The organism is Nostoc sp. NZL (assembly GCF_015714705.1).
Classification (GTDB): Bacteria; Cyanobacteriota; Cyanobacteriia; order Cyanobacteriales; family Nostocaceae; genus Nostoc; species Nostoc foliaceum_A.
Genome location: NZ_WBKL01000214.1, coordinates 1 through 14,088, shown reverse-complemented (window position 1 = coordinate 14,088; position 14,088 = coordinate 1). Strand labels below are relative to the sequence as shown.

Here is a 14,088-nt window from a genome sequence, read left to right as displayed (position 1 = left end):
GGGGGCAGGGGGCAGGGGAAAAGGTACAAACCAAGCCGAATTGTGGGCAAAAGCCCCCTTGCTTCTTTTCTCACGCAGGTTGAGAGCAACACCCGCTTTTTTGCTGGTTTTTCTCCCCTGCTCCCTGCTCCCTGCTCCCCTGCTTTTTTCACTCATTTTGCAACTTCTGCTTGAGGTGCTTTAGAGCATGTGCTGCAAGCGACTCAGACGCTCTGAGTAACTTTTCATCACCTTTAGGGCAAACATGGGTGTTTCCTGAACGGCAAAGAGAAACTTTTTCTCATCAAGGAAACCCAGTTTAGTATCCACCTTAGTAATAGCTGTGTAAGTTCTTTTTGCTACTCCTACAAGCACCCCGGCCCCAAAAACTTCGCCCGTTTCAATGGTTTCTACAACCTTGCCATTGACTACTATATCGACTTCTCCTTCCAGAATGCCGTACATTTCATTACCAGGCTGTCCTTCTTCAAAGATGACTTGACCTGCTGAAAATCCTTTAGGGTCGGGCTGTTTTTGAAAGATACTGACTGTTAATACAGGACTTAGCATTAGAGCAACCCCAAATTCATTGGTTTTTAGACGAAACTTTTTGATAGCTTTAGGCGAACCCAGAAAAGTATACTACTTTCTGTTGCTTAACTCTCAATCTCCGCAAAATTCCTGATGAGTCCTCTAATCTCTTAAAAACCTCTCCCTGGTTAACCGTCTCTCTCCAAGTCCTACGGTGTACACACAAGTCTCTTGACCTGCACCTTTGTTGCATCGACCTGCACCTTTGTTGCATCGACCTGCACCTTTGTTGCATCGACCTGCACCTTTGTTGCATTGACCTGCACCTTTGTTGCATCGACCTGCACCTTTGTTGCATCGACCTGCACCTTTGTTGCATCGACCTGCACCTTTGTTGCATTGACCTGCACCTTTGTTGCATCGACCTGCACCTTTGTTGCATCGACCTGCACCTTTGTTGCATCGACCTGCACCTTTGATGCATCGACCTGCACCTTCGTTGCATCGACCTGCACCTTTGTTGCATCGACCTGCAAAAATTAACCTGCCCTACGTTACGCAGTAACCTTAAAAGACTTGTGTGTACACCGTCGCCGAGTCAAAGAGGGAGAAACTTGAACAAAAATTCCAGGTAGAGAGAGGTTTATCGAACTGACGTTCAAATAGGGAATTTTGGTTATCAAGAAAGGCACTTATGCTGGAGACTCATTTGGCAGAAGGGAATGCTGCTTCCATTTCTGTTACCTGTGACCGTACCGAACTTGGGTCTAAAACCCTGCCATCTACACGGCGCTTACAATTGGGCGGGGTCTGAATCCCCGACGAAAAAGTTCCTTCTGCCTCCTGCCTTCTGCCTCCTGCCTTCTTCAACAGGTCATCTTCTATAATTGATAAAACCTGCACACCTAATTCTAGGCATGAGACTGTGACCGAACCAGGAAGTTACAAAGATACTGTTAACCTACCCAAGACTAATTTTGATATGCGGGCAAACGCCATCAAGCGTGAGCCTGAAATCCAAAAATTTTGGGAAGAAAATAAAATTTACGATCGCCTCTCCAAAAATAACCCCGGCGAATTATTTATACTGCACGATGGGCCTCCCTACGCTAATGGCTCACTCCATATTGGTCATGCCTTAAATAAAATTCTCAAAGATATTATTAATCGCTACCAACTGCTAAAAGGGCGTAAGGTTCGCTACGTCCCTGGTTGGGATTGTCACGGTTTACCAATTGAGTTAAAAGTTTTGCAGAACATGAAGTCAGCAGAACGGCAAAACTTAACGCCTTTACAACTCCGGCAAAAAGCGAAAGAATTTGGTCTAGCGACGGTAGACAACCAACGCCAAAATTTTAAACGCTACGGTATTTGGGGTGATTGGGAACATCCTTATCTCACTCTCAAGCCGGAATATGAAGCGGCTCAAATTGGCGTGTTTGGTCAGATGTTCTTAAAAGGCTACATCTATCGCGGTTTGAAGCCGGTTCACTGGAGTCCGAGTTCTAAAACCGCTTTGGCTGAAGCTGAGTTGGAATATCCAGAAGGTCACGTTTCCCGCAGTATCTATGCAGCTTTTGCAATCACAAGTTTGGCAGAAGCTGTAAAACCACTGTTGGCAAAATATCAGTCAGATTTGGGTGTGGCTATCTGGACAACTACACCTTGGACGATTCCGGGGAATTTGGCTGTAGCGGTGAATGCAGATTTGAACTATGCAGTGGTGGAAGTTTCACACCCAGAGGCGCAAGCGCAGTGTAATTTCAAATACCTAATCGTTGCTGCTGATTTAGTAGAACGTTTATCTTCAACCTTGGGAGTTGAGTTAACCGTAAAAGCCACGTTCAAGGGGAGTGACTTAGAACATACTACTTACCGTCATCCTCTATTTGACCGCGAAAGTCCGATTGTAGTGGGTGGTGATTACATTACAACTGATTCGGGTACTGGGTTAGTACATACCGCACCCGGTCATGGTCAAGAAGATTACATTGTTGGTCAGCGTTACGGTTTGCCCATCCTTGCACCAGTGGATGACAATGGCAATTTTACCGAAGAAGCGGGACAATTTGCGGGGTTAAATGTGCTGGGTGATGGGAATCAGGCGGTGATTGATGCACTGAGTGCGGCTGGTTCCTTGTTGAAGGAAGAACCTTATCCCCACAAGTATCCTTATGATTGGCGGACGAAGAAACCGACGATTTTTCGCGCTACTGAACAATGGTTTGCTTCCGTGGAAGGATTTAGAGAAGAAGCACTAAAGGCGATCGCAACGGTAAAATGGATTCCAGCCCAAGGTGAAAATCGGATCACGCCAATGGTGGCGGAACGTTCCGATTGGTGTATCTCCCGTCAGCGCAGTTGGGGTGTACCCATTCCCGTTTTCTACGACGAAGCCACGGGAGAACCACTTCTGAATGAGGAAACTATCAACTACGTCCAAGGAATTATCGCCGAAAAAGGTTCTGATGCTTGGTGGGAACTTTCAGTTGAGGAGTTGTTACCCGAATCCTATCGTAATAATGGCAAGTCTTACCGCAGAGGTACAGACACAATGGACGTATGGTTTGATTCTGGCTCATCTTGGGCAGCTGTTGCTCAACAGCGTCCAGAGTTACGCTACCCTGCTGATATATATTTGGAAGGTTCCGACCAACATCGCGGTTGGTTCCAGTCAAGCTTGCTCACCAGTGTAGCGGTAAATGACATTGCGCCTTACAAAACTGTACTAACTCATGGCTTCGCTTTGGATGAACAAGGGCGGAAGATGAGTAAGTCAGAAGGAAATGTGGTTGACCCAAATACAATCATTGAAGGCGGGAAAAATCAAAAAGTAGAACCGGCTTACGGTGCAGATATATTGAGATTGTGGGTATCATCGGTTGACTACTCCGGCGATGTCCGCATTGGTAAAAACATCATCAAGCAGATGAATGATGTCAGAGGCAAAATCCGCAATACGGCGAGGTTTTTGCTGGGTAGCTTGGATGATTTTGACCCGGAAAAAGATGCAGTCCCCTTCGAGGAATTGCCAGAACTTGACCGTTATATGCTGCACCGCATCACCGAAGTATTTGAAGAAGTCACCGAAGCCTTTGATACTTTCCAATTCTTCCGCTTTTTCCAAACAGTGCAGAATTTCTGCGTGGTGGATTTATCCAACTTTTATTTAGATGTTGCCAAAGATAGGCTGTACATCAGTGCAAAAGATGCTTTCCGCCGTCGCAGTTGTCAAACGGTGCTGAAGATAGCTTTAGAAAATTTAGCACGAGCGATCGCACCAGTATTATCTCACACCGCCGAAGATATCTGGCAATATCTCCCTTATAAAACACCTTACAAATCGGTGTTTGAAGCCGGTTGGGTGCAGGTTGAGGAAAAATGGCGTAATCCAGAGTTAGCGGAATTTTGGGAAACGCTGCGACAACTCCGCACCGATGTTAATAAGGTGTTGGAACAAGCCAGGATTGAAAAAATGATTGGTTCTTCCCTGGAGGCGAAAGCTTTGATTCATATACCCCACAAACAGTTAGGCGATGCTATCAAAGCCTTTAACCCTGCTAAAGGAAACGGGATTGACGAACTGCGCTATTTATTGATGACTTCCCAGGTGGAATTATTAGATTCTGCCGAGGGGTTGCAGGGATTAAAATATACAGCGCAGACGGAAGACTGGGTAATTGGGGTAGTGAACGCTGAGGGGCAAAAGTGCGATCGCTGTTGGAACTACTCTACTCATGTGGGAGAATCAGCAGAACATCCGCTAATTTGTGAACGATGCATTGCAGCCTTAGCCGGAGAATTCTAGTAAATATACCTGAGTTCAACGAACCTCTCTCTACCTTGAAATAAAGTTCAAGCCTTTCCCTCTCCGACTCGGAGAGGGAAAGTTTTGCGTAGTAAAACCTCTTAGTGGTCATTTCATTCAGCTAATTAGATAGACACTACATAATCCGTCGAATTCACGTTAAATCAGGTTGCAGTAACCGCCTGAAATAGATATTTTGCGTAATACAGATTATGGCAGGACTTACGTACAGGTAACGGAAAATCAAACCGCAGAGGGCAAAGAGAAATAAGAGTTTTAGAGAGTTCTTGCGTAAGTCGTATATGGGTTATTTCCCAATAGATCACAAAGACGCGATAAATCGCCGTCTCTACAAAGGACTGATTATTGTAAAGACGGCGATTTATCGCGTCTCTTCCCTTAACCGAACCGTATTGGATTATTTCCTACAGTGCGTAATTTCTAAGGGTAATATGCTTTTGAACAAAGAAATGGGTATTATCACTGAAGCTAGCTAAGTATTATCACTGTATTCTATTCATGTATAGAGCCAGATTACAGTATTATTAAGAAAACATAAAGGTATGGATTAATACGTAAAAGTTAGATTAAAACATCCATTAACTGAATCAAAATTTAAGAGATACAAAGATATGTCAAATAAAGTTGCTAAAGAATTGGCAGATTTTTTGCTGCAAATAGAACAGCGATCGCAGTTTCATGCAGGCTATCCATATAATTTAAGTTGTGATTACAGTTTGATCGCCAAATTTTTCAATCATCTGTTAAATAATGCTGGAGATCCATATATTGAGCCAGATTTTGGTCTGCATTCTCGTAAGTTTGAGCAAGAGGTCTTATCTTTTTTTGCTAACCTCTATAAGATTGCAGAAGATCAGTTTTGGGGTTATGTGACTGCTGGCGGAACTGAAGGTAATTTATATGGAATGTTCTTAGCAAGGGAAATCTACCCTAATGGGATTCTTTACTCATCACAAGACTCTCATTACTCAATTCCCAAAGCAGCCAAATTATTCCGCATCCAACATAATGTTGTTAATTCGCAAATTAATGGAGAAATGAATTATGACCATTTTGAACAACTAATTAGCGAAAATCGTAGTTATCCAGCCATCATAAATTTAAATATTGGCACTACTGTCAAAGGTGCAATTGATAACTTAGACAAAGTTCTAGAAATTTTAGAGCGTAATCAGATTAAAGATTATTACATTCATTGTGATGCTGCACTTTCAGGATTAATATTACCGTTTTTAGATGGCGCTCCGCAAGTTAACTTTCAAAAACCCATAGATAGTATAGCTATTTCTGCTAAATTCATTGGTTCACCATTGCCTTGTGGTGTAGTTTTAACTAAGAAAAAATGGGTAGAAAAAGTTGAAACAGAAATTGAATATATTGGTTCAAAGGATACAACTATTCTGGGATCTAGAAACGGTCATACTCCTCTGATTCTCTGGTATGCAGTGCAAACAAGAGGTTATGACGGATTAGCTAGAGAAGCAAATTCTTGCATTCATAATGCCCAGTATCTTTTTCAACAACTTCAAATAAGAGAATATCCATGTATGTTAAACAAATTTTCCAATACCGTAGTCTTTCAAAAACCTTCTCAAAGGTTAATTAAAAAGTGGCAGTTAGCAATTTTTGAAGATTGGGCACACATTATAGTCATGCAAAATATTAATCGGAAGAAAATCGATATTTTTATTAATGAACTTTTACAAGAAGAAGGATTACTTGATAACGCAGAAGATTTCCAGTTACAGTCACTACTACACTAATGTAGACTATCAAGTGAAATTAATCGCTCAATTTTACAAGGTGTTTCCCTAAACAGAATTTAATTCCAAGATTTTATCTCTTTAAAAAGTTTTTGTTGCACAAGTTAGCAGCAAGTAGTATTTCTACTTCTGCACTTTCCATAGGTGGTAAGAAAAAATACCCTTGTCCATAATCACATTGTAAAGCCTTCAGTTGGGCTAATTGCTCTACAGTTTCTATCCCTTCTGCTGTTACAGACATATTTAAATTATGAGCTAATGTGACGATCGCTCGAACAATTTCTAAATTTTCTCCACGACTACCTATATTGGTGACGAAAGAGCGGTCAATCTTAAGGGTTTTGATTGGTAGGCGGTGTATATAACTCAAGGATGAATAACCAGTTCCAAAATCATCCATGTGCATCTCCACATTTAGCTCTGTTAACTGGGAAAGGACGGTGGTAGCTAATTCAAAATTATCCATCAAGAAGGTTTCAGTAATCTCCAATTTCAAACTGTATGGCTTCAGTCCGGTTTCCTGCAAAATATGTTTAACTTGTTTAAACACATCAGGTTGCGTGATTTGTTTCCCAGAAAAATTTACGCTAATCGTCAGGGGAAGTGAGGTAGGAAATTTTTGATGCCATGTGTGCATTTGGTGACAGGCTTCATAAAGCACCCATTGTCCGATACTAACAATCATTCCAGTTTCTTCCGCCAGGGGAATAAAATCTTGAGGGGAAATAAGTCCTCGTTCTGGATGGTACCAACGTATTAGTGCCTCAAATCCAGTAATTTTTCCAGTTGTCAGTGAAACAATTGGCTGGTAATCAAGGCGAAATTCTTCTTGCTTTATCAGCGCATGACGTAAAGCAGTTTCTAACTCCAAGAGCAAAGATGCACCCTCATGCATCTTTGGGTCAAAGACCTCATAACGTGCTTTACCAAGTGCTTTGGCACAATACATTGCCACATCAGCATCGCGTAGAATCTGCGCTGCTTGCTCATAATCTGCTTTACTTAAAGCGATGCCAATACTAACATTAGTAAACACCCGATGCTCATTTAATTGAAATGGCAAAGCTAGTACTTTTTTAATTCGCTCGGCTACCTGTATGGCGGTACTAATATCTTCAATTTCTTCAATTAAAATTGTGAACTCGTCTCCGCCAAAACGGGCAACTATGTCTCCGACTCGCAAAACTGACTTGAGCCGATGAGAAATTGCAATCAAAAGTTGATTTCCCAATAGATGTCCAAGGCTGTCATTAACAACTTTAAAGCGGTCTAGGTCTAAGAATAGTACAGCAAATAAATAATTTTTTGACTGGTGTTTAGTATGTTCTATTGCCCGCTGTACTCGCTCCATAAATAATCGTTGGTTAGGTAATCCGGTTAGCCCGTCATGTAGGCTATTATGCAGTAATTGCTCTTGTGCTTGTTGACGCTTAATAATGTCTTGTTCAAGTTGTTGATTCACTCTAATAAGTTCAATAGTGCGTTCTAGAACCATCTGCTCAAGCTGATAACGATACTGGACTAATTCTTCCTCTACTAATTTACGCTTAGTGATGTCACGGACAATAACAACATACTCTCGTTGCTGGGCATTAAATGGCTGTGAAATAGTCGCTTCAACAATTCGTAAACCTTGGTTTATTTTTAAGGTTTGCTCAGTCCTAATAGACCATTCCTCCGGTTTGCCGCGATAGCATATTAAGAGTTGATTTAATTTTTTTCCAAGCAACTGCTGAACAGTTGTTTGAAATAATTCTTCAGCCGCAGCATTTGTCTGACAAATTCTACCGTTTTCATCTAAGACTAAAACAGTATCTGGAACGGTATCGAGAGTAGTAATAAATAGGTTTTTTGCTTGTTTGCGTGCCTCATCAATAGCAACAATTTGTGGTAGAGTTGTCCAGCAAGCGATCGCAACCCCGATAAAAGAAAGCGTCACTAATAAAATAGCTAGTAAAGAGTTTTGAGGATTATTAGAAACTCTGTCCAATAAATTGCGGATAACCCAACTGCTTGTGGCAGTAATACAAATTAATGATACTAGGACGACCACCTGTAGTACCAGAAAGTCTGAGTTGTTTTTATTAGGTCTAGTGTAGTAACGCTGTGTCCACCATTCTAGGTGTAATGGCGCAAATCTTAAGCGACGTAGCACTAGATCTCCTACCATCAAAACAATGGGTACTAATAATCCCACTAAAAAATCTCTCCAATTCCAAGCTAAACCTCCCACTATTAGAACTACCGCTTCTACAAAGAAAAAACCAAGTGACCACCAAGGCCATAACACCTGCGGTTTACCTCGACACAGCCATAATCCTAGATGTAGCCCCATAATGGACATTAGGTAACAGGTACCTGCTACTGTGACAAGTTGAGATACATTTCCCAAATTTAGACAAAGCAAACTGAGGAGAAAGGTAATTAAAATAGCAGGCCCAAGGACACCTTGACGGGAAACTAATGCAAATATGGGAGAAAGGTGTCTGTCTAAGGCAAGTTGGTATAATATCCGAGGAGAGTTGGAAACTGCCGTAGCAGAACTTAGAAGGCAAGATACAGTAATTAAAAGTGTTACTAAAAAAGAGGCATTTTCACCCCAAAAAGGCTTAGAAGCCGCTACCATATTTAAAAACGCATCATCACCTATTGTTGGATTTGGAGCCGAACACATTAATACCCAAGAAGCACCTAAAAATACTGGAGGAATTAGCCAAGCAGCTACGGTTAAGAACCTTAAAGTTTTATACGGATGGTGGCTATCAGCAACAAAAGAAGAAGTGGTTTCACAAGCATAAATTGAATAGCTAGCCAGAAAAAACCACTTTGCCCATTCTTCAAAGCTCAGGCTATGTGTACTAGTTGGGGTAAATTCCAAACTAGCTGTTGAGAAGCCTAACCATATTACGCCTTGAATACAAAACAAAAGCAGTAATAAAATCGCTGGGAATACAAAAAATAAATGCAGTAGCGCTAAAGCCCGGCTGCCACTGAATGCCACAATAAAAGGAATCGCTGTAAATAAAACTTTTAATAAAGTTTCTGGACAAGAAATACCTAATGTTTCAAAATTGACTTTAATTAAGTTTGTAAGAATAATCGCATAAAGCGCCGGTGCTGCTGCCCAGCTAAAAAAGTATCCTAAAGCTACGTAACGACCTAAGCCAGGAAAGTTCTTTAGTAGCCTTGTGGTATAGTTTGGTGTTCCTCCAGCGACATCTGGCCAATGTCTACCTAGACTTTGTACCTGCAAGTTAAGTAAAAAGGAGATGATCGTGCCAAACAACCAAACTAAGATAGCTTTAGGCCCTAATGCTGCATGAATGATGGGGGCTGTACCAATCCATCCTACATGACCCGTTAAACCAAAGCCCCAGGTTTCGAGATAGCTCAAAGTACGTGGTAGGCGCATTACCAAGCTTTGATTTTTATCTGCCTGTACAGAATTGTTAGTAAGCATTGTTTCTTACCGAAATTTACTGACCTTTTCACTCAATAGCTGAATCTTGCTGCATATAGCTTCGGTATAATTGCTGAACTTATATAAAGGATAACTTACTCTTACTCCCCTTCCAGCAACAAAAGTTTTTCCGCTTCCCTCTCCTCGTAGGAGATGGAAGCGGAGAGGTAGGGAAGAGGCTGTTCTTGTTAGGTCTGTATTGAAATCAATTGACAAGAGCTATAGCTTTTGCAACAACTCCTGAGTTAACTGAAAAAACGCTTTTGAACCAGCTGATTGGGGAGCATTTAAAACGGCTGGCATAAAACTGTCAACAGCTTTAGCAACATTCACATCCACTGGTATTTGTACCTTACAAATTTTTTCAACACCAAAATCCTCGACAACCCGGTGCATGACTTGTTTATAGTATCTACCAGTGAGAAGGTTAGCACTGGACATGCTGAATACAATTCCCAACATTTTTATGTCTATTTTGGTTTCATGTCCGTGACTGTCTTTTAATTGAGCAATCCGTCTTTCTAGTAGTTGAATACCTACTACAGATAACGGTTCTGGTTTAGCAGGAAGTATGTAGAAATCGCTGGCGGCTAAAGCACTACGAGTCAATAGATTATATCCAGGCGCACAATCGAGAAGGATAAAATCATATTCTTGACGGACTGGTTTTAAGATATTATTAATCAAGACTCTTTCAAAGCGATTCCAAATTGTTTCAAAGTCCTGTTCACCTAAAGCAGTTGCTTGCTGATGCAGCATTTCTGACACAACAAATTCATCATATAAGTCAATATCCCCCGGTAACAAATCCAGTCCTGGAAGATTACAAACCTGGGATTGAATGATATCCTGAATTGTAAGTTTTGCTTGTGGGTCTGGATTGATAACTTCGTCTATTAGATACCTAAATGTTTTACTTTGTTTACGACGCTTGGCAAAATCTAAAGGCGACATCAAACTGAGGGTGGCGCTAATTTGACTGTCTAAATCAAGAACAAGCACCCGCTTACCATGATTTTTAGCTAAACAGGTAGCTAAGTTGACGGTGAGGGTGGTTTTACCAACGCCACCTTTCATATTTGCAGTAGCAATTACATATCCCATTGCTTGAGTCCTCTGTTGACGCATTTCCATCTAGGTAGCGTACACCTCTCTCGATCTATTAAATCTTCCATTAAATTTAATATTTTCGGAAACTAAAAAGGTGAGATTGCCTCAATTGTAGGCATTGACGTAGGTGACACGATTTAATCTCAGCCGTCGTACTGTTTTTTGATGAAATAGGCTAGTAAAATTGCTGTCACTTTGGTTGAAAGCTAGATACCATTAGATTCGGCGTGTTTACTGTTCGGGAGTGCCAAAATGTCTAAACAGCTGGGTCAAAAAATCGCACCCACACCTATATCAAATGATATCAATGTGGTGGATTTGATTGATCAATACTTCACCGCTTACAACTCAGCCCGGTTGCGGGAAATCTGCCAACTTCTGAGTCGTGATGTGCTGACGGAAGGTGTCACGGTGGGAGTTAGCCTTTCCGGTGCGATGACACCAGCAGGATTTGGGGTTTCAGCGCTTGCACCCTTAATTCGCAACGGCTTTATTGACTGGATGATTAGCACTGGTGCAAATCTTTACCACGATATGCACTACGGTTTAGGTTTTGAACTCTTTGCTGGTAATCCGTTTTTGGATGATGTGAAACTGCGCCAGGAAGGCACTATTCGCATTTATGACATTATCTTTGGTTACGATGTGCTGTTGGAAACTGATGCATTCATCCGTAAGATTCTGCAAGGGGAAGCGTTTCAGAAGCGGATGGGAACTGCTGAGTTTCACCATTTACTGGGTAAGTATGTTCGAGAAGTAGAAAAGCAACTTGGTGTGCAGCATTCTTGCTTGCTTGCTACAGCTTATGAATATGGCGTGCCTATATATACGTCTTCTCCAGGAGATAGCTCAATTGGGATGAACGTGGCGGCTTTAGCTTTGGAAGGTTCACAGTTGGTATTAGATCCATCAATTGACGTAAATGAGACAGCTGCGATCGCATATAATGCCCGTGAATCTGGTGGTAAAAGTGCGGCTGTAATTCTCGGTGGCGGTAGTCCCAAAAACTTTTTGCTACAAACCCAACCGCAACTTCACGAAGTATTGGGACTAGAAGAACGAGGACACGATTACTTTGTGCAGTTTACCGATGCACGTCCAGATACAGGCGGTTTGTCTGGAGCAACCCCATCGGAAGCCGTCAGCTGGGGTAAAATTGACCCGGAAGAGTTACCTAACACAATTGTTTGTTATACCGATAGCACGATCGCTTTACCACTGGTAACAGCGTATGTCTTGAACAAGTGCGAGCCTCGTCCCCTGAAGCGTGTGTACGACAGGCGAGAAGCCATTTTGGATAAACTGCAAAAAGACTATCTAGCAGCCAAAACCCAACCATCGGATCAGGTTCCAGCAGCAGTGGCTGAAAGTGCCCAAAAGCAAACAGCTACTTATCCCTGTGGTCGGCTGATTCCGAATACTCCGTAGGTAGCAGGGAGCAGGGGGGACAAGGAGACAAGGAGACAAGTTTCTTCCTTGTCTCCCCCCTCTTCCTTGTCTTCCTTGTCTTTTCCCAATGCCCCTTATCCCTTCCCTCCAATCAACAAATAGGTGGTAATTTTCCCTTTGCCTGGAACTTCGATTTCGCCCCGCTTTTCAAATAAAAATTCATCACACAAGCGTTTATAAGTATCTTCTGTAACCTGGATTTTACCAACAATACCTTGGGATTCCATGCAGCTAGCGATATTTACCGTGTCTCCCCAGTGATCATGAGTAAAGTTTTTGAGGTCAATTTCTCTCGCCACTACGGAACCGCTATGGATGCCTATACGAATGCTGAAGTTTTGGTTATTCTCAGTATTAAATAGAGCGATCGCAGTTTGCATGTAGAGTGCCATTTGAGCGATCGCTTGAGCATGATCTGGGCGGCGTGTTGGCAAGCCACCAACTACCATATAAGCATCGCCAATGGTCTTGATTCTCTCTAAACGATGTTGTTTGGTGAGGCGATCAAAAGTTGAGAAAATCGAGTTGAGTAAGTTTACCACTTGAATTGCACTCATAGAAGCTGCAATTTCGGTAAAGCCAACAATATCTGCAAATAAAACTGTGACATCAACAAAGTCTTCGACAATGTTAGCTGGTTCTTCTTTCAGTTCCTTGGATATTGCGGCTGGCAAAATATTTAGCAATAAACGTTCGGTTGCTTCCTGCTGATGGTGCAGCGCTTCTTCTGCTGCTAGTCGTTGAGTGACATTGCGAAAAATGCCGCGAGTCGCAACTGGATGACCTTCGACAAATTTACAGTTAATATTACCTTCTAGAAAAATTTTTTGACCGTCTTTAGTAACGAATGCGGCTTGTACTTGTTCGGGCTTTTCTCCTGAAAGCACACGATAAAACCTTTGCCAACAATCTTGTTTAAACTCTGGATGTATAATATCGAAAACATTCATATTCGTAATTTCGGCTTCGCTATATCCCAAAGTTTCTCGCCATGCACGATTGACATACAAAAAACGACCATACGCATTGACGGATTGAATTAGGTCATTAGCATTTTCAAATAAATCTCGATATCGTTCTTCACTTTCTACAAGAGCATCTTCTGCTTGTTTGCGTTTGATAAACTGAGCAATTTGACTACCAATAGAACTCATCATTTGCAATAGGTCTTTATCTTTTGATTGTACGTCCCGGCTAAAGAAAACCATCACTCCCAAGATTTCACTATCGTCTAAGATGGGGAAGCCAAAAGCTGCGTGCAATCCAGCCTCAGCAGCTGGTTGCGATCGCCGAGTGTCTCCATCTTCTGTGATATCTTGAATCCACAAGGGTAAACGTCTGATCCAAATTCGACCAGGTAAGCCAACACTAGGTGTATAGGTAGTTTGCCAGGTAATTGCTTTAAACTCTCGCGCTGAAATTACTCGACTTGACCACATTTCCACACACCTTAGTACCGCATTAAGGCTATGTCCCTGTACCGAAGTCCCAATATATTGACATGGTGTCCAAAGTTCGCCTAAATCCCATCCCAAGTTTTGACAAATCGACTGTAAAATTTGGGGAATTACCTGCTTTACGCTCTGGGATTCTGATAATATCCGAGTGATAGCATATTGGGCACTTGTCCGCTGTTCCCGACGCTGCCGAGCAGTAATATCCCGACCAATATAGACAATATCTTCTAATCCTTTTATTTTTTTCGGAATTACTGAACAAGAAAAAGCAATCAACCGCTTTTGGGAGCATCCAGTTTTGGAAGATTTACCATTTCTGAGAAAATGTAGAAGGAAATAACCCTGTGCGATCGCTGACTATGAGCCAAGAGAAACAAGAACGGATCAAAGCCTGCTTACAAGAACTGGCAACATTACTGTACTCGGAAGCTGATAAGAGTCAGTTAATAGACCTCGAAGGTATAGAAAAAACAGTTCGTAGCCAAATATTGGAATATGTCGGCCCAGAAA

At 41.9% G+C, this 14,088-nt stretch carries 8 protein-coding genes and 2 pseudogenes; 4 read left to right on the top strand and 6 right to left on the bottom strand.

Features of this window, described 5'->3' with window-relative positions; all coding sequences use genetic code 11:
* Positions 1-180: 180 nt before the first annotated feature.
* The 3 genes from F8R90_RS32165 to F8R90_RS32155 form a co-directional block, all read right to left on the bottom strand.
* The gene (locus F8R90_RS32165; RefSeq protein ID WP_196514110.1) at positions 181-549 is read right to left on the bottom strand and encodes a Crp/Fnr family transcriptional regulator; all 369 of its coding nucleotides are present in this window, start codon (positions 547-549) and stop codon (positions 181-183) included.
* Positions 550-719: 170 nt separating this feature from the next.
* Entirely contained in the window at positions 720-1,046 is a 327-nt protein-coding gene (locus F8R90_RS32160) for a hypothetical protein (RefSeq protein WP_230967238.1), read from the bottom strand.
* A 169-nt stretch (positions 1,047-1,215) separates the two neighbouring features.
* Positions 1,216-1,413 carry a hypothetical protein gene (locus F8R90_RS32155; protein WP_196514109.1) on the bottom strand — a complete coding sequence of 66 codons (198 nt, stop codon included), beginning with the start codon at positions 1,411-1,413 and terminating at the stop codon, positions 1,216-1,218.
* 22 nt (positions 1,414-1,435) lie between these two features.
* Here F8R90_RS32155 and ileS point away from each other — a divergent pair, with 22 nt between their 5' ends.
* A complete protein-coding gene (gene ileS / locus F8R90_RS32150) occupies positions 1,436-4,318 on the top strand; it encodes an isoleucine--tRNA ligase (RefSeq protein ID WP_196514108.1) in 2,883 nt (960 codons plus the stop codon).
* A gap of 632 nt (positions 4,319-4,950) precedes the next feature.
* Positions 4,951-6,102, top strand: coding sequence for a histidine decarboxylase (locus F8R90_RS32145; protein WP_196514107.1), 1,152 nt, complete (start codon positions 4,951-4,953; stop codon positions 6,100-6,102).
* A 73-nt stretch (positions 6,103-6,175) separates the two neighbouring features.
* Here the strand turns inward: F8R90_RS32145 and F8R90_RS32140 are convergent, their stop codons facing one another.
* Together F8R90_RS32140 and F8R90_RS32135 are read right to left on the bottom strand one after the other, a co-directional pair.
* The gene (locus tag F8R90_RS32140) at positions 6,176-9,562 is read right to left on the bottom strand and encodes an EAL domain-containing protein (RefSeq protein ID WP_196514106.1); all 3,387 of its coding nucleotides are present in this window, start codon (positions 9,560-9,562) and stop codon (positions 6,176-6,178) included.
* Between the two features lie 219 nt (positions 9,563-9,781).
* Entirely contained in the window at positions 9,782-10,666 is an 885-nt protein-coding gene (locus tag F8R90_RS32135; RefSeq protein ID WP_196514112.1) for a ParA family protein, read from the bottom strand.
* Positions 10,667-10,924: 258 nt separating this feature from the next.
* Here F8R90_RS32135 and F8R90_RS32130 point away from each other — a divergent pair, with 258 nt between their 5' ends.
* On the top strand, positions 10,925-12,100 hold the full coding sequence (locus F8R90_RS32130) for a homospermidine biosynthesis protein (RefSeq protein WP_196514105.1): 1,176 nt from the start codon (positions 10,925-10,927) through the stop codon (positions 12,098-12,100).
* A gap of 95 nt (positions 12,101-12,195) precedes the next feature.
* On the opposite strand, the pseudogene F8R90_RS32125 reads toward F8R90_RS32130, so the two are convergent.
* Positions 12,196-13,863: pseudogene (locus tag F8R90_RS32125) on the bottom strand (adenylate/guanylate cyclase domain-containing protein); the annotation flags it as partial.
* Between the two features lie 74 nt (positions 13,864-13,937).
* Here F8R90_RS32125 and F8R90_RS32120 point away from each other — a divergent pair.
* Positions 13,938-14,088 (top strand): annotated as a pseudogene (locus F8R90_RS32120) (ISKra4 family transposase); the annotation flags it as partial.

Excerpts from the sequence above, each read along its gene's own strand:
- F8R90_RS32140 (WP_196514106.1), bottom strand. The coding sequence starts at position 9,562 with ATGCTTACTAACAATTCTGTACAGGCAGATAAAAATCAAAGCTTGGTA.
- F8R90_RS32165 (WP_196514110.1), bottom strand. The coding sequence starts at position 549 with ATGCTAAGTCCTGTATTAACAGTCAGTATCTTTCAAAAACAGCCCGAC.
- F8R90_RS32130 (WP_196514105.1), top strand. The coding sequence starts at position 10,925 with ATGTCTAAACAGCTGGGTCAAAAAATCGCACCCACACCTATATCAAAT.
- F8R90_RS32145 (WP_196514107.1), top strand. The coding sequence starts at position 4,951 with ATGTCAAATAAAGTTGCTAAAGAATTGGCAGATTTTTTGCTGCAAATA.
- F8R90_RS32135 (WP_196514112.1), bottom strand. The coding sequence starts at position 10,666 with ATGGGATATGTAATTGCTACTGCAAATATGAAAGGTGGCGTTGGTAAA.